14 protein-coding genes are annotated in these 16544 nt (G+C 69.3%); 4 read left to right on the top strand and 10 right to left on the bottom strand.

Going from position 1 to position 16544, the window contains the following annotated elements:
- The first annotated feature begins 61 nt into the window (after positions 1-61).
- From ACFVDO_RS00850 to ACFVDO_RS00840, 3 genes are read left to right on the top strand one after another with little or no spacing between them, the layout of a single operon-like run.
- A complete protein-coding gene (locus ACFVDO_RS00850; RefSeq protein WP_378859384.1) occupies positions 62-2110 on the top strand; it encodes a M3 family metallopeptidase in 2049 nt (682 codons plus the stop codon).
- On the top strand, positions 2103-2828 hold the full coding sequence (locus ACFVDO_RS00845; RefSeq protein ID WP_378859385.1) for a class I SAM-dependent methyltransferase: 726 nt from the start codon (positions 2103-2105) through the stop codon (positions 2826-2828). The genes ACFVDO_RS00850 and ACFVDO_RS00845 overlap by 8 nt, the downstream gene beginning before the upstream one ends.
- Before the next feature lie 49 nt (positions 2829-2877).
- On the top strand, positions 2878-3207 hold the full coding sequence (locus ACFVDO_RS00840; protein WP_378886847.1) for an MFS transporter: 330 nt from the start codon (positions 2878-2880) through the stop codon (positions 3205-3207).
- 21 nt (positions 3208-3228) lie between these two features.
- Here the strand turns inward: ACFVDO_RS00840 and ACFVDO_RS00835 are convergent, their stop codons facing one another.
- From ACFVDO_RS00835 to ACFVDO_RS00820, 4 genes are all read right to left on the bottom strand, one after another.
- A complete protein-coding gene (locus ACFVDO_RS00835; protein ID WP_378859386.1) occupies positions 3229-4347 on the bottom strand; it encodes an epoxide hydrolase family protein in 1119 nt (372 codons plus the stop codon).
- Positions 4348-4385: 38 nt separating this feature from the next.
- Positions 4386-5654, bottom strand: a complete 1269-nt coding sequence (gene clpX / locus ACFVDO_RS00830; RefSeq protein WP_378859387.1) for an ATP-dependent Clp protease ATP-binding subunit ClpX — start codon at positions 5652-5654, stop codon at positions 4386-4388.
- Between the two features lie 178 nt (positions 5655-5832).
- Positions 5833-7482 carry a GMC family oxidoreductase gene (locus ACFVDO_RS00825; protein ID WP_378859388.1) on the bottom strand — a complete coding sequence of 550 codons (1650 nt, stop codon included), beginning with the start codon at positions 7480-7482 and terminating at the stop codon, positions 5833-5835.
- Between the two features lie 33 nt (positions 7483-7515).
- On the bottom strand, positions 7516-9270 hold the full coding sequence (locus tag ACFVDO_RS00820; protein WP_378859389.1) for an aldehyde dehydrogenase family protein: 1755 nt from the start codon (positions 9268-9270) through the stop codon (positions 7516-7518).
- A 133-nt stretch (positions 9271-9403) separates the two neighbouring features.
- Between ACFVDO_RS00820 and ACFVDO_RS00815 the strand changes: the two genes are divergently transcribed.
- Positions 9404-10576, top strand: a complete 1173-nt coding sequence (locus ACFVDO_RS00815) for a PucR family transcriptional regulator (protein ID WP_378859390.1) — start codon at positions 9404-9406, stop codon at positions 10574-10576.
- Positions 10577-10624: 48 nt separating this feature from the next.
- Here the strand turns inward: ACFVDO_RS00815 and ACFVDO_RS00810 are convergent, their stop codons facing one another.
- The 6 genes from ACFVDO_RS00810 to ACFVDO_RS00785 form a co-directional block, all read right to left on the bottom strand.
- Positions 10625-11488 (bottom strand): aldehyde dehydrogenase family protein, encoded by an 864-nt coding sequence (locus ACFVDO_RS00810; RefSeq protein ID WP_378858456.1) that lies wholly within the window; start codon positions 11486-11488, stop codon positions 10625-10627.
- Positions 11485-12927, bottom strand: a complete 1443-nt coding sequence (locus ACFVDO_RS00805) for an aldehyde dehydrogenase family protein (RefSeq protein WP_378858455.1) — start codon at positions 12925-12927, stop codon at positions 11485-11487. The genes ACFVDO_RS00810 and ACFVDO_RS00805 overlap by 4 nt, the downstream gene beginning before the upstream one ends.
- Before the next feature lie 14 nt (positions 12928-12941).
- On the bottom strand, positions 12942-13943 hold the full coding sequence (gene deoC, locus ACFVDO_RS00800; RefSeq protein ID WP_378858454.1) for a deoxyribose-phosphate aldolase: 1002 nt from the start codon (positions 13941-13943) through the stop codon (positions 12942-12944).
- Positions 13940-14920 carry a sugar-binding transcriptional regulator gene (locus ACFVDO_RS00795; protein ID WP_378858453.1) on the bottom strand — a complete coding sequence of 327 codons (981 nt, stop codon included), beginning with the start codon at positions 14918-14920 and terminating at the stop codon, positions 13940-13942. The genes deoC and ACFVDO_RS00795 overlap by 4 nt, the downstream gene beginning before the upstream one ends.
- 269 nt (positions 14921-15189) lie before the next feature.
- Entirely contained in the window at positions 15190-15831 is a 642-nt protein-coding gene (locus tag ACFVDO_RS00790; protein ID WP_378858452.1) for an ATP-dependent Clp protease proteolytic subunit, read from the bottom strand.
- A 15-nt stretch (positions 15832-15846) separates the two neighbouring features.
- On the bottom strand, positions 15847-16446 hold the full coding sequence (locus tag ACFVDO_RS00785; RefSeq protein ID WP_378858451.1) for an ATP-dependent Clp protease proteolytic subunit: 600 nt from the start codon (positions 16444-16446) through the stop codon (positions 15847-15849).
- Positions 16447-16544: the final 98 nt, after the last annotated feature.

Below are 16544 nucleotides of genomic sequence, written 5' to 3'. Positions count from 1 at the left end.
CATTGTGAGTGTCCAGGGGTTCGCTGTCAACTCCGGGCGGCTGTGGCCCTAGGCTCGGAGGATGACCGACGACGCCAACCCGCTTCTCGTTCCGTCCGCGCTGCCCTATGGCCTGCCCGACTACGGCGCCATCCGGCCCGAGCACTACCTGCCGGCGTTCGAAGCCGCGTTCCGCGAGCACCTCGCCGAGGTGCAGCGCATCACGATGGTGCGCTCGATGCCGACCTTCGAGAACACGATCGAGGCGCTGGAGCGCTCAGGCGACCTGTTGCACCGCGTCGCGCAGGCGTTCTACACCGTGAGCTCGGCGGATGCCACGACCGAGATCCAGGAGATCGAGGAGCAGCTGGCCCCGCTGATGGCCGCGCATCAGGATGCGATCGCGCTCGACTCCGCGCTGTACTGGCGCATCTCCCGGCTGCACGAGCAGCTCGGCGCGCTCGACCTGGATGCCGAGCAGCGGTACCTCGTCGAGCGCCGCCACCGCGAGATGACACTCGCCGGCGCCGGACTCGACGACGAGGCGAAGGCACGGCTCACCGACCTGAACCAGCGCCTGTCCACGCTGAGCACGACGTTCGAGAAGAACCTGCTCGCCGACACGAACGAGCTCGCCGTGCACTTCACGGATGTCGCCGAGCTGGACGGCCTCACCGAGGGCGAGCTCTCCGCCGCGCAGCGGGCAGCCGCCGATCGCGACCTCGAGGGATACCTGGTCACACTGCCGCTGTTCACCGGGCATCCTTATCTCGCCTCGCTCCACGTGCGCGAGAGCCGCCGCCGCATCATGGCGGCCTCGCGCTCTCGGGCGTCCCGCGGCGACGCCAACGACAACGGGGCCGTGCTGACCGAGATCACGGCGCTGCGCGCCGAGCGCGCCGAGCTGCTCGGCTATCCGACGCACGCCGCGGCGATCACCGCGGACGAGACGGCCCACGATCCCGAGGCGGTTGAGCGGATGCTGCGCCGGCTGGCCGCCCCCGCGGCACGCAACGCGGCAGCCGAGCTTGCGCGTCTGCAGGCGATCGTGGACGAGACCGAGGCCACGCCGTTCGCCGTCGAGGCGCATGACTGGGCCTACTACACGGAGAAGGTGCGTCAGGCCGAGTACGACATCGACTCGGCGGCGATGCGGCCGTGGTTCGAGGCCGAGCGCGTACTGCAGGACGGCGTCTTCGCCGCTGCGACGAAGCTCTACGGCGTCACCTTCACCGAACGCACCGACCTTTCGTCGTACCACCCGGATGCCCGTGTCTTCGAGGTGTTCAACGAGGACGGCTCCGCGCAGGGGCTGTACATCCTCGACCTGTACACCCGCGACTCCAAGCGCGGCGGCGCGTGGATGAACTCGATCGTCGACCAGTCCCGGCTGCGCGGCACGAAGTCTGTCGTGGTGAACAACCTCAATGTGGCCAAGCCCGGCGACGGGCAGCCGACCCTGCTCACTCTGGATGAGGTCACGACGCTGTTCCACGAGTTCGGGCACGCGCTGCACGGTCTGTTCGCCACGGTGACCTACCCGCACTTCTCCGGCACGAACGTCTTCCGCGACTTCGTGGAGTTCCCCAGCCAGGTCAACGAGATGTGGATCCTCTGGCCTGAGGTGCTGGACTCGTACGCGCGGCACCACGAGACCGGCGAGCCGCTGGATGCGGCGATCGTCGAGCGCTTGCAGGCATCCGAGACATTCAACCAGGGCTTCGCGACCAGCGAGTACCTCGCCGCCGCCTGGCTCGACCAGGCCTGGCACCTGCTGCCGGTCGGCACGACGGTCGACGACGTGGCGGCTTTCGAGGACGCCGCGCTCGCCGACATCGGCCTGAACGATCCGGCCGTGCCCACCCGGTACTCGTCGACTTACTTCGCGCACGTGTTCTCGGGCGGCTACAGCGCCGGCTACTACTCGTACATCTGGAGCGAGGTGCTGGACGCCGACACGGTGGAGTGGTTCCGCACGAACGGCGGACTGACCAGGGAGAACGGCGACCGCTTCCGCGACCGGCTGCTCGGCGTGGGCGGCTCGAAGGACCCTCTCGAGGCGTACCGCGACTTCCGCGGCCGCGACGCCGAGATCGCACCGCTGCTGAAGCGCCGCGGACTCGATGCCTGACGAGGGCGGCGCCGGCGCGGCATCCCCTCGGAGAGCTGCGGGATCTCGGAGCGCTTCGGCGGATTCCTCCGAGATCCCGCAGATCTCCGACCACCTGGCGGCGATCCGCGACGCGTTCGATGATCGCGCGCCGACGTACGACGAGAGCGAGATGCATCGCGCTCTCGCAGATGCGGTCGCATCCTTCACTGCGCCGTCGGCTGCCGGCACCGTGCTCGACGTCGCGACGGGAACGGGGCTGGTGCTGCGCGCGCTGCGCGCGCTCCTGCCCAGCGCTCGCCTGATCGGCGCGGACATCTCCCCCGGCATGCTCGCGGTCGCTCGGGGTGCGCTGCCCGATGCGGAATGGCTCGAGGCGGATGCCGCGGCGCTGCCGCTTCCCGACGCCGCCGTCGACCTGATCTCCTGCGTGACCGCGCTGCATCTGATCCCAGATGTCCGGGGAGCCCTGCACGAATGGCGACGCGTGCTGGCGCCCGGTGGAAGGCTCGTCACCGCGACGTTCCTCATGCCCGATGACGCGCACGCCGCCGAGCGACTCCGCCAGGAACCGTCAGCGGCACGGCCCTATGTCCGCGACCACGGTCCCTTCCACAGTGTCGAGGCGTCTACCACGACGTTCCGGGAGTTCGGCTTCGGCGTCCGCCGTCACGCCGTCTGGGCCGACGACGTCGACGCCGTGCTCATCGCCGAACTCGAGGTGACCGACCACGACTGAGGGCAGCACCTGGGACGGACATCCGCGCGGAACGACGCCTTACCGCCGGATCTCCGTCGCGCTGCTCGGCGCGGGCATCGCGACCTTCGCTCAGCTGTACTCGCCGCAGGGCATCCTGCCGCTGCTGGCGACCGACTTTCGAGTGGATGCCTCGCAGGCGAGCCTGGCGATCTCGGCAGCCACGACCGGACTGGCGCTCTCGGTGCTCCCCTGGTCACTGGTCGCCGACCGGATAGGGCGCGTCAGGGCGATGCGGATCGCTCTGGTCTCGGCGACCGTGCTCGGCCTGCTGATGCCGTGGTGCCCCTGGTTCGAGGCGCTGCTCGCGATACGCGTGCTGGAGGGGATCGCCCTCGGCGGCATCCCCGGCGGCGACTGACCGCGCCCGACGAGCGCCGACTCAGAGCAGGCCAAGACCCCCGGCGAACACCCGCACGCGGTCGGCCATCGCCCGCGGAACCTCCGCGATGGCGAAATGCCCACCTTCGTCCAGCCGCTCGAAGGTGCGCAGATCACGGTAGAACTGTCGCGCGAGCGTCTCGGGGTAGTCCCACTCGTGCCGTTGGATGTGGACGGATGCCGGCACCTCGACCGGCGGTATCTCGACGAGCGGCTCCGGCTCCTCGTAGTACGCGCGGAACGATGTGCCGATGCTCTGAGTCGACCAGTAGATCATCGCCTCGGTGAGTATGCGCTCCCTCGAGATGCGCCGCTCGAGGGCGGATGGAGCTCCGGCGGGCGTGTCGCTCCACTCGACGAGCTTCTCCGTGAGCCACGCCAGGAGCCCGGCAGGCGAGTCGTTCAGTCCGACCGCCAGCGTGTCAGGGCGTGTGCCCTGCACGTGGCCGTACGCGCCGTTGGGACCGCTCCACTCGTCGAGGCGTGTGAAGAACGCCACCTCATCGGGCTCGGCGAACAGGCCGCGCTCAGCGTGCGGTGGGAAGTGCGCGTGGGTGACGAGCACGCCCGCCACTTCTTCGGGGTGGCTCGCGGCGATCAGGTCGTTGACGTTCGCCGACACATCCTCGCCGTATGTGAGGTACCGGCGATATCCGAGTACGTCCGTCATGAGCGCGTGCATCGTGTCGGCGAGGCGCTTCTCGGAGATCGGGTTGCGAGCGTAAGGACTGGAGAACCCGAACCCCGGGAGGCTCGGCACGACGACGTCGAAGTCGGGCAGCAGATCGGCGAAGTCCAGCTGCAGAGCGAACGTGTGCGGCCAACCGTGCATGACCAGCAGCGCCGGCGCATCTGGGCGCTCCGATCGCAGATGCACGAAGTGCAGCGTCGTGTCATCGATGTCGACGAGGTACTGCGGATGCCGGTTGAGCCACTCCTCACGGGCGCGCCAGTCCCATTCGCGCCAGGTCGCGACGAGCTCGCCGAGGTATTCGGCCGTCATCCCCGCCGGCGGGCGCCGCGGCGAATCGGGCAGCGGCCGGAACCGGTCGAGCCGATCGCGCAGATCGGTGAGCTCGTGGTCGGGGACGGAGATCGAGAAGGGCCGCGGGGAGGACATGCACCGACGCTACGCGCGGGCACCGACATCCCGCCGGGTCAGGCGCTCTTGCGCTTGCGCGAGAGCACGACCGTGGGTGCGGCGCCCTCTTCGACGGCTGCCTTGGTCACCACGACCTTGGTGACGTCCTGCGCCGAGGGGATCTCGAACATGATCGGGCCGAGCACGTCCTCGAGGATCGCCCGCAGGCCGCGCGCGCCGGTCTTGCGCAGCACGGCGAGGTCGGCGATCGACGCCAGTGCGTCGTCCTCGAACTCGAGCTGCACGCCGTCGAGCTCGAACATGCGCTGGTACTGCTTGACCAGTGCGTTGCGCGGGCCGGTGAGGATGTCGATCAGGGCCTCCTGATCGAGCGGCGACACCGACGTGACGACCGGCAGCCGGCCGATGAACTCGGGGATCAGACCGAACTTGTGCAGGTCCTCCGGCAGCACCTCGCTGAACAGGTCGAGGTCCTTGCCCTTGTCGTGCAGCGGAGCGCCGAAGCCGACGCCGTGCTTGCCGACTCGTGCCGAGATGATGTCCTCGAGCCCGGCGAAGGCTCCGGCCACGATGAACAGCACGTTGGTCGTGTCGATCTGCAGGAACTCCTGGTGCGGATGCTTGCGGCCGCCCTGCGGCGGAACCGACGCGACCGTTCCCTCGAGGATCTTCAGCAGCGCCTGCTGCACGCCCTCACCCGAGACGTCGCGGGTGATGGAGGGGTTCTCGGCCTTGCGAGCGATCTTGTCGATCTCGTCGATGTAGATGATGCCGGTCTCGGCGCGCTTGGTGTCGTAGTCGGCGGCCTGCAGCAGCTTCAGCAGGATGTTCTCGACGTCCTCGCCGACGTAGCCCGCCTCGGTGAGCGCCGTGGCGTCGGCGACGGCGAAGGGGACGTTCAGTCGCTTGGCCAGCGTCTGTGCGAGATAGGTCTTGCCGCAGCCGGTCGGGCCGAGCATCAGGATGTTGCTCTTGGCGACCTCGACCTCTTCGGCCTTCTGCTCGGCCGGCTGCAGAGTGCTCCGGGCTCGGACGCGCTTGTAGTGGTTGTAGACGGCGACCGCGAGCGACCGCTTCGCGGCATCCTGCCCGACCACGTACTCCTCGAGGAAGGAGAAGATCTCGCGCGGCTTGGGCAGGTCGAACTCGGCGACCGCTCCCCCGGCGGATTCCGCCATCCGCTCCTCGATGATCTCGTTGCACAGCTCGACGCATTCATCGCAGATGTACACGCCGGGGCCGGCGATCAGCTGCTGGACCTGCTTCTGGCTCTTTCCGCAGAACGAGCACTTGAACAGGTCGGCGCTCTCACCGATACGAGCCATGCGCTTCCTCCTCGAGGCGTTTCAGTCGGGGGGCTCCCGAAAGCCACAGCACGAGCCTAACCGCCGCCGACGACACCGGGCCGCATTGGAACGACCCGGTGTCGCGGACCGGATACGACGAGAAGGGGCGGCCGCGCGGCTGGGCTGCGCGCGACCGCCCCGTGTCGGGCGCTCGGACTCAGCCGGCGTGCTCCGCGCGACGCTGCGCGCGCGTCTGCGATGCGCCGGTCCGTGCCGCGCGGATGAGGTCGGCCGCCTTCTCGCCGATCACGATCGACGGGGCGTTCGTGTGCCCGCGGATGATCGACGGCATGATCGAAGCGTCCGCGACGCGCAGACCCGTGACGCCGCGCACGCGCAGCTCCTCGTCGACGACGGATGCGGCATCCGTCCCCATCCGTGCGGTGCCGACCGGGTGATACAGCGTCTGGGAGTGCTGCTCGAGAGCGAGCGCGTCACGCGCGGCGCGCTCCATCCGCTCGGCGCCCGCCGGTTGGATGAACACTCCGGTCGTCCTGCTCTTCAGCGCGGGCGCAGCGAGGATGTCCTCGCACATCGCGAGCCCCGACATGATCGCCGCCCGGTCGCGCCCCTCGGGGTCGCTCAGATACTTCGGGTCGATCAGTGGCTTCGCGAACGGATCCGCACTGGCCAGGGTGATCTCGCCGTGGCTCTCCGGGCGCACCAGGATGACGCCGACGGTGACGGCGTGCCCGTCGTGCGCGACCAGGCCCTCGCCGATGAAGGCGACCGGAGCGAAGATCAACTCGAGGTCGGGTGAGTCCATCCCCGCCTGCGAGGACACGAAGCCGTAGGCCTCACCGACGTTCGAGGTGAGCATGCCGCGGTGCCGCACCAGGTAGTTCACGAGCTGCCCCGGCTTCTCGGCCGTGTACAGCGTGTCCTCCTTCGCGCCGACGGCCAGGCCGGTGAGCAGGTGGTCGCGCAGGTTCTTGCCGACTTCCGGACTGTGCGCGACGACCGGGATGCCGTGCTTCGCGAGCTGCTCGCGGTCGCCGATGCCGGAGAGCATGAGCAGCTGCGGCGTGTTGATCGCGCCGCCGGAGAGGATGACCTCCCTGGCAGCCTTCGCGCGGATCGTGAGCTCATCCTGCTTGTAGTCGACGCCGACCGCCCGTGTGCCGTCGAACACCACCTTCGTGGCGTGCGCGCCGGTCGCGACAACGAGGTTCGGTCGCTTTCGAGCATCCTTCAGGTAGCCGTTCACGGTGCTGAACCGCGATCCCTTGTGCTGGCTGACCAGGGTGCGGCTCATGCCGCGCTGGTCGCGGCCGTTGCCCGGCACCCGCGGGATGCCCGTCTGCCCTGCGGCGTCGATGAAGGCCTCGGTGTGGGGTCGGGGACTGCGCTGCTCCTCGATGCGGATCGCGCCGCCGCGACCGGTCTCGGTCTCGTTGTCACGCGCGATCACGGAGTCGACGTCCTCGACCCGATCGAAGTACCGCCGCAGCCCCTTCCACGACCAGGCGTCGCCCGCAGCATCCGCCCACTCGTCGTAGTCCTCCGGAAAACCTCGCACCCACATCATCGCGTTCATCGACGACGAGCCGCCGAGCACCTTGCCGCGGGGCCAGAAGATCCTGCGTCCGCCGAGGGTGGGCTGCGGCTCGGTCTCGTAGTTCCAGTCCACGTCCGACTTGAACAGCTTCGAGAACGCGGCCGGGATGTGCACCTCGGTCTTCCTGTCCTCCGGTCCTGCCTCCAGCAGCAGCACGCGGGTGTTCGGGTCCTCGCTGAGCCGGGCTGCCACGGCGGCTCCGGCCGAACCCGCGCCGACGACGACGTAGTCGTAGGTGGTCTCGTTCATGAATGTCATTCCTCGTGTCAGGTGTCGGGAGAGTCAGGCGCGGAACGCCGCGGCGAACACGGCGGGCATGGCGCCCCAACTCGGGTGCGCGGCGAAGCCGGCGAGCCGCCGGCCGGTGAGTGCCGCGCTGCGTGCGGTGACGAACCACGGCGGGGTCGGGAACAGAGCGAACTCGCCGTGCATGACCGACCGCGGGAAGGGCCGGAACGGCCCCGTCACGACCGTGCGCTCAGTGCCCTCGAGCAGCAGCGCGTTGTGCACGACGCCACGGCCGGATTGGATGTCGTCCAGCGTGTGCCCGGGGAACGCACCCCAGGTGGCCGCGGCGGTGAGGAAGCCCACGCCGGTCCACGCGTTGATCGCGACGGTGCCGTAGTGCAGGTCGGCGATGAGGGCTTCGAAACGGTCGCCCATGGCCCTTCGCGAGCGCGGGTCGACGAGCACGTTGGCGCCAAGGGTGCCGGTGAGCCTCTCGTTGGCGTACGCGACGGCATCCTCGAGGAACCGTGCGCCGCCGCCGTGCAGCTGCACGACTCCGAGCACCGGTGAGAAGTACTCGGTGGTCTCCAGCGCGGTCGCATCCGCGGCATCCGTCTCCACCAGCACGCGGCATCCGCCCTCGCCCATCCGCTTCGCCGAGGGGTATGAGGCGAGCGCGCCGGCGAGCCGGTCGTCGCTGCCGGGGTACCACGCCGGGCGTGCGGGTGCGCGGTCGAACGCGGCGCGAAGCGCGGCGAGGAACGCGTCCTTCTGCGCCCAGTCCGCGCTGATGATGACGATCTGACCGGCGATGCAGTTGTAGCCGCCGTTGTGCAGGCGCATCGTCGCGATGTGCGCGGCCTGGTATTCGAGGTCCTTCTTCGACCATTGGCCGGGTACGACGATCACCGGTGCGACTCCGCCGAGCTCGCTGGTGATCGGCTTGTCCAGTAGCGGTGCGTCTGCGGCCTTGCGCGCGCGGCCCTCGTCACCTGGCCCGTAGACGATGACGTCATGCGTGATGGCGCTGCCGGTGATGTGGATGTGCGCGATGTCGGGATGCCCGGTGAGATAGGCGCCCGCCGCGGCACCGCCCTGCACGATCTGCAGCACGCCGAGCTCGATGAGAGGCGCGAAGGCGCTGCGGTAGACGTCCTCCAGTTCACGCATGACGGGATTGAGCTTGAGCAGCACGACGCGGTTGTTCGCGACCAGCTCGTAGAGCGCGTCGAGCGGCGCGATCGAGGTGATGTTGCCGGCACCGAGCACCAGCCCGATGCCGTTCGTGCGCTCAGGATGCTTCGCCGCGAGGCCTGCGGAGGAGGTGACCTGGTCGGCGGTGCGCCCCGGCTCCATCCAGACTTCCGCGTGGAAGCCGTGCATCAGCAGCGCCTCGTACGAGTTGTGCGGCAGCACGGGGACGGCGACACGCCCGCCGGGTGCAGTGGCGAGGTGCACATCGGCGATGGGGCTCCTGCCCGCCGCGACCGCGGTGAGCGACGACGCCAGTACACCGAGCCCGGTGAGCACAGGGTATGGGCCGGAGATCCACTCCTCGCCGACCAGGGGAGAGTCTGCGGGCAGCCCCTTGATCCGGGCGGCGGTCATCGCCCACTCCTCGGATGCCCCGGCGACACGGGCGTGCACCTGCATCAGCAGGGCGGTACGGTCAGCGACCGGCATCCCGGCCCAGGTCTGCTCGCCGGTGCGGAGGGCGCTGAGCGCGTCGTCGAGAACGGAGCGCTCCTGGCTGTCGAGCTGCGCCCGGTTCGCGGCGGCCGACGGGGACTCGGGTGTGACGGTGCTCATGGATCTCCCTTGATCGTGAATCCAGTCTCAGCTGTGATGGAACCGAGTGCAATGTGCGTGCGCCCCGACCTGCCACCCACGTATTGTGCGCCAGCACAATACGTGGGTGGGATCGCGAGGTACCCTGTCCCCTATGACGAACGCCGCTGTTCTCGCCTTCCCCGGAGCATCCGCTCTCTTCGCCGGCCTTGTGGGCTCGGCCGATGGGATCACAGACCGCATCCTCGAGCAGATCCTCGCCGAGGAGGACGCGTACGTCGGCGCACAGATCTCTGCCGAACTGCTGCGACACCTGGTCGCGATCAATGTGGATGCCCTGCTGCAGGCGATGTCCGGGGGCGAGGAGTCGCTGGATGCCGCCCGCGAGGCCGGTCGCGAGAAGGCGGAGCACTCAGTGCCGCTCGAGGGCCTGCTGCACGCGTACCGGATCGCGGGCATCACGCTCTGGGAACTGGTGGTCGACCTGTCTGTGTCGACCGATCGCACCGAACTGCTGCTGCGCGCGTCCTCGGACGTCTGGGGCATCATCGACCGTTTCTCGAACGCCGCCGCCGACGCCTACCGCGACGTCGTGGATGCCCGCGACCGCCGCGATGAGAACCGTCGCGGGGTGCTGATGCTCGCACTCCTCGACGAGCACACGCCGGCACGGGACGCCGGCGCGGCGCTGCGCGCTCTCGGCCTGCCGGAGGGGGCGAGGTACACGGTGGTGGCGGCCGAGCGCACGCACAGCGGGGCGGATCCGCTGCCCGGCGTCGAGCAGCGCCTACGTCAGCGGGGCCTCGCCTCCGCCTGGACGGTGTGGAGCACGGAGCACGTCGGCGTGATCGCGCTCGCCGCGGACCAGGATGCCGCGGATGTCGAGCGCGTCGTTGCCGCCGTCGCGGCTTCACGGGCCGGGATCAGCCGCGCGTTCACCGAGATCGCCGCCGGCGCGCGGGCCCTGGATCAGGCCAGACTCGCGCTGGCCTGCCTTCCCCGAAGGGTGACCGGGGTGCACACCTACGACAGCGCTCCCTTGGACGTGCTGCTGACCTCCGGAATCGCGGCCGCCGAAGAGCTCGCCGACCAGGTGCTCGGCGCGGTGCGCGCACACGCAGACGGCGACCTGCTCCTCGGCACTCTTGAGACCTGGTTCGCCGCGGACGGCTCGACCGCCGAAGCCGCCGCCCGGCTGCACTGCCACCGCAACACGGTCGGTTACCGGCTGGGCCGCATCGCGGAGCTCACCGGCCGCTCGGTGTCGGTCCCCGCAGACGCGGCCGAGCTCTACGCCGCGCTGCGTGCGACGCGGCTACTCGCCTGACACACGACGGCGGCCCGGGAGGCATCTCCCGGGCCGCCGTTCGTCGGCTCACACCATCGACTTGGTGTGCCAGACCGTCTTCGTCTCGACGAACGCCGTGATCCGCTCGAGAGATGCGCCCACGGCATCCGTCCCCGGCACCGGCGAGAGCACGCGCTTGAGCGTCTCGGCCGCATCGATCTCGAGGTCGATCCAGTTCAGCTCGCCGGCGCCCGCCAGATCGATCGCGTTCACGTCGGCGTGCGAGGCCAGCCACGGGGCGACCTCCGCCGGCGAACCGGTCAGCACATTGACCACGCCGCCGGGCACGTCACTCGTCGCGAGCACCTCGGCGAGGCTGATCGCCGAGAGCGGATGCCGCTCGCTCGCGATCACCACGACGCTGTTGCCGGTGACGAGCGCCGGCGCGAGCACCGAGACCAGCCCGAGCAGCGCGGTGTCCTGCGGCGCGACGATCGCCACCACGCCGGTCGGCTCGGGGACGGAGATGTTGAAGTACGGGCCTGCCACGGGATTCGCGTTGCCCGCGACCTGCGCGTACTTGTCGCACCAGCCCGCGTACCAGACCCACAGGTCGATCGCGGCATCGACCTGAGCGCCCGCGGCGGCGGCCGTGACGCCCTCCTGTGCGGCGATCTCGTCCACGAACTGGGCGCGGCGCCCCTCGAGGATCTCGGCCACCCGGTACAGCACCTGACCGCGGTTGTACGCGGTCGCTCCCGACCAGCCCTTCACCGCCGCACGCGCGGCGACAACGGCATCCCTGGCGTCCTTGCGAGACGCCTTCGCGGCGTTCGCGAGGAAGTCGCCCTTCACCGACACGACCTCATAGGTGCGCCCGGACTCGCTGCGCGGGAACGCACCGCCGATGGCCAGCTTGTAGGTCTTCGGAATCGTCAGCCGCTTGCTCATGCCGCTGCTCCCTTCAGGTACGCGGTCAGTCCGTGCCTGCCGCCCTCGCGGCCGTATCCCGACTCCTTGTAGCCGCCGAACGGGCTGGCCGGGTCGAAGCGGTTGAAGGTGTTCGCCCACACCACACCGGCGCGCAGGCGGTCGGCCACGGCGAGGATGCGGGATCCCTTGTCGCTCCAGATGCCGGCGGAGAGTCCGTACGGCGTGTTGTTGGCCTTGGCGATCGCCTCGGCCGGGGTGCGGAAGGTGAGCACCGACAGCACCGGGCCGAACACCTCGTCGCGGGCGATGCGGTGCGAGGCCTCGACGCCGGTGAAGATCGTCGGTGCGAACCAGAAGCCCTTCTCGGGGATGACGCAGTCCGCGCTCCAGCGCTCGGCGCCCTCCGCCTCGCCGATGTCGCTCAGCTCGCGGATGCGGGCCAGCTGGGCGGCGGAGTTGATCGCACCGATGTCGGTGTTCTTGTCCAGCGGGTCGCCCAGCCGCAGCGTGGACAGCCTGTACTTGAGCCGGTCGATGACCTCGTCGTGGATGGACTCCTGCACCAGCAGTCGGCTGCCTGCGCAGCACACGTGGCCCTGGTTGAAGAAGATGCCGTTCACGATGCCCTCGACGGCCTGATCGATCGGCGCGTCGTCGAACACGATGTTGGCGGCCTTGCCGCCCAGCTCCAGTGTCACCTTCTTGTGCGTGCCGGCGACCGCCTTGGCGATGTCGCGGCCGACACCGGTCGACCCGGTGAAGGCGACCTTGTCGACGTCCGGATGCCGCACCAGTGTTGCGCCGGTGGCGCCGGCGCCGGTGACGATGTTAACCACGCCGGCAGGCAGGTCGGCCTGCTGCAGGATCTCGGCGAAGATCAGCGCGGTCAGCGGAGTGGTCTCCGCCGGCTTCAGCACGACCGTGTTGCCCGCAGCCAGTGCCGGCGCGAGCTTCCAGGCCAGCATGAGCAGCGGGAAGTTCCACGGGATGATCTGGCCCGCGACGCCGAGCGCCTTCGGGTTCGCCCCGAGGCCGGCGTAGTCCAGCTTGTCCGCCCAGCCTGCGTAGTAGAAGAACCAGGAGGCCACGAGCGGCACGTCGACGTCGCGGCTCTCCTTGATCGGCTTGCCGTTGTCGAGGCTCTCGGCAACGGCCAGCTCGCGGGCGCGCTCCTGCACGAGGCGGGCGATGCGGAACAGGTACTTGCCCCTGTCTCGTCCGCTCATCTTCGACCAGGTCTTCTCGTAGGCGCGGCGGGCTGCCGCGACGGCGCGATCGATGTCGTGCTCGTCGGCGGAGGCGATCTCGGCGATTCGGCTCTCGTCGGCCGGAGAGATCGTGGTGAAGCTCTTGCCGCCGCCGTCGGTGAACTCACCGTCGATGAACAGCCCGTAGCTGTCGCGCAGGTTCAGGATCGCCTTCGACTCGGGCGCCGGAGCGTATTCCAGGAATGACATATTCAGATCCTCGGTCAGTCGATGGTGACGTAGTCGGGGCCGGAGTAGTGGCCGGTGGTGAGCTTCTGACGCTGCAGCAGCACGTCGTTGAGCAGGCTGGATGCGCCGAAGCGGAACAGGTGCGGCTGCAGCCACTCCTCACCCGCGGTCTCCGCGACGGTGACGAGGTAGCGCACGGCGTCCTTCGACGAGCGGATGCCGCCGGCGGGCTTCACACCGATCTTCTCGCCGGTCGCACGGTGCCAGTCGCGCACGGTCTCGAGCATGAGCAGCGTGGTGGGCAGCGTGGCGGCCGGCTGCACCTTGCCTGTGGAGGTCTTGATGAAGTCGCCGCCGGCGAGGATCGACAGCCACGACGCGCGCTTGATGTTGTCGTAGGTGTTCAGCTCTCCGGTCTCCATGATGACCTTCAGCGAGGCGTATGTTCCGTCGGGGCGGCGGCAGGCCTCCTTGACCCGGGCGATCTGGTCGAACACCAGCCCGTAGTGTCCGGAGAGGAACGCACCGCGGTCGATCACCATGTCGATCTCGTCGGCGCCGTTCGCGACCGCGTCCGCGGTATCGGCGAGCTTGACGTCCATCGACGCGCGCCCGGACGGGAAGGCGGTCGCGACGGCGGCGACCGAGACCAGTCCGTCGTCGGGGTCCCCGTGCGCGCTCCCGAGGGCCTCGATCGCGTGCGGCACCATGTCGCCGTACACGCAGACAGCGGCCACGCGCGGAGTGCTCGGGTCTGCCGCATCCGGCGTCTTCGCCTTGGCGACGAGGGAGCGCACCTTGCCCGCGGTGTCGGCACCCTCGAGCGTCGTCAGGTCGATCAGCGAGATGATCTTGTCGAGCGCCCAGGCCTTCGACGTCGTCTTGATCGAGCGGGTCGCGAGGCCCGCCGCGCGCTGCTCCAGGCCGACGGCGTCGACGCCCGGCAGGCCGTGCAGGAAGCGCCGCAGGGTCGCGTCGTCCGGCTCGGCGCCCAGCACGTCGACGGCCGTGCGGCGGCTGATTTCAGTAGTCGTCACTTCTCCTCCAAGAGGGTTCGGGCAGTGGTCTCATCGGTCACCAGCACGGTGCACAGCCCGGTGCTGACGACTGTACGCGCGATGTCGTGCTTCGTCGCTCCCGCTGAGACGAAGATGGCGCGGTCGGCCGCGCGCAGCCGATCGAGGCCGATACCCACAGTCCGCTCGTCCAGCTGCGGGTCGACGATGTTGCCGTCGGCGTCGATGTAGCGGCCCAGCACGTCGCCGACGGCGCCGCGCCGGGAGAGCTCGGCGATGTCGTCTTCGCTCAGGTAGCCGTTCTCGACGTGGGCGGACGCCGGGTCGCAGGCGCCGGCGGTGAAGAGGTAGGTCTGCGCGTGCGCGGCCTGCTCGAGGATGCCGCCGACGGTGCGGTCGGCCTCGATGGCCTGCTTGGTCTCGACGCGCTCGAGGATGGCGGGGCTCGGCAGCAGCACGGCGTGGCCGCCGCCCCGCTGGGCGATGGTCGACGCCAGGGATGCGGCGTTGCCTGAGCGCCGGTTGACGGTCACTCCCCCGTTGGCCTGCAGGACGGTGACACCTCGGGTCCAGCCCTCGGGCAGGGCCTCGGCGACCGCCGTCAAGGTGCGACCCCAGCTCACCGCGAGAGTGCGCGGCACCGGGCGGAGAGCGGCGAGGTAGTCGGCGGCGGCCTGCGCCACCCGCTCGAGCTCCTGGCCGTCGGATGCCGGAGCGACGATCGCGTCGGTCAGGCCGAACCGCTCGCGCAGCTCGCGCTCCAGTCCGAGGCGCCTGGCGCGCGGGTGCACGATCTCGATGCGCACGATGCCACGTTCGCGGGCCTGCACGAGCAGGCGACCGGCCTTCCATCGGGAGATGCCCAGCAGCGCACCGACCTCGTCCTGCGTCTTGCCCTCGTCATAGGTCAGTTCGGCGACACGGACCATGAGCAGCTCGTCGTCCACGGCATCCTCCCTTCCTGTCACCAGAATACGCAGGATGCTCGTCATGCGCATGCGCTTGCTCATATGCGCAGCCGGCGCCGCGGACATGCGCATCCGAGGGAGCGCAGACGACCAGCGCCCGCTCGCTGCGATCGCGCGGGCCGCCCGCGGATGGAATGGGCTGCTCCCCCGGCACCCCGCGACGCGTTCTCCATCCGCGGCAGGTGGGCAGGGATGGAGAACGCATCGCAATCGTCAAACGGCGGGCTGCGAATTCCATCCGCGGGCGGGACGCGAAAGGGCGGCCCGGGAAACCCGGACCGCCCCTGCGAACGGATGACTCAGGCGCGCTTGCGGCTGGTGAGCACCTGGTCGACGATGCCGTACTCCTTGGCCTGCGCGGCCGAGAGGATGTTGTCGCGGTCGATGTCGCGGTTGACCTTCGAGACCTCCTGGCCGGTGTGCTTGGCCATGGTCTCCTCGAGCCAGGTGCGCATGCGCAGGATCTCGGCGGCCTGGATCTCGATGTCGGAGGCCTGTCCCTGACCGGCCTCACCCATCGCCGGCTGGTGCATGAGCACGCGGGCGTTGGGCAGCGCGAGACGCTTGCCGGGGGCGCCGGCGGCCAGCAGCACGGATGCCGCGGACGCCGCCTGGCCCAGCACGACGGTCTGGATCTGCGGCGCCACGTACTGCATGGTGTCGTAGATCGCCGTCATCGCGGTGAACGAGCCGCCGGGCGAGTTGATGTACATGGTGATGTCGCGCTCGGAGTCCTGGCTCTCCAGGACGAGCAGCTGCGCCATGACGTCGTCGGCCGAGGCGTCGTCGACCTGCACGCCGAGGAAGATCACGCGGTCTTCGAACAGCTTGTTGTAGGGGTCCTGGCGCTTGAAGCCGTAGGCGGTGCGCTCCTCGAACTGCGGGAGCACGTAGCGGCTGGACGGCAGGTTGCCCGCGGAGCGGAACGTGGGTGTGTACATGTGTGTCGTCCTGCCTTACTTGTCCGAGCCGTCTGCGCCGGTGCCGCCACCGCCGTGCACGTCACTGGCGTGCTCGCGGATGTGGTCGACGAAGCCGTACGCGAGCGCCTCGTCGGCGGTGAACCAGCGGTCTCGGTCCCCGTCCTCGTTGATCTGCTCGACCGACTTGCCGGTCTGGCCCGCGGTGATCTCGGCGAGACGCTGTTTCATCGACAGGATGAGCTGCGCCTGCGTCTGGATGTCGCTGGCCGTGCCGCCGAAGCCGCCGTGCGGCTGGTGCAGCAGCACGCGCGCGTTCGGCGTGATGTAGCGCTTGCCCTTGGTGCCGCTGGTGAGCAGCAGCTGGCCCATCGATGCGGCCATGCCGATGCCGACGGTCACGATGTCGTTCGGCACGAACTGCATGGTGTCGTAGATCGCCATGCCCGCGGTGATCGAGCCACCGGGCGAGTTGATGTAGAGGTAGATGTCCTTCTCGGGGTCCTCAGCGGCGAGAAGGAGGATCTTCGCGCAGATCTCGTTCGCGTTCTCGTCGCGCACCTCCGAGCCCAGCCAGATGATGCGGTCCTTCAGCAGCCTGTCGAAGACACTCGTCGCGACCAGGGGTTCAGCCATTTCAGCTCCTGTTTCCGTGTTCGGTGATTCGAATCTACCGGCGACGACGCGGCACGAAGGCACTGTTCGCCGTCGGCATATCAACGCGCCGGATACGC

This window comes from Microbacterium sp. NPDC057741, from assembly GCF_042798735.1.
Classification (GTDB): domain Bacteria; phylum Actinomycetota; class Actinomycetes; order Actinomycetales; family Microbacteriaceae; genus Microbacterium.
Note: the sequence above shows the minus strand (reverse complement) of the source record. Positions and strands in the feature narration are given on the sequence as shown.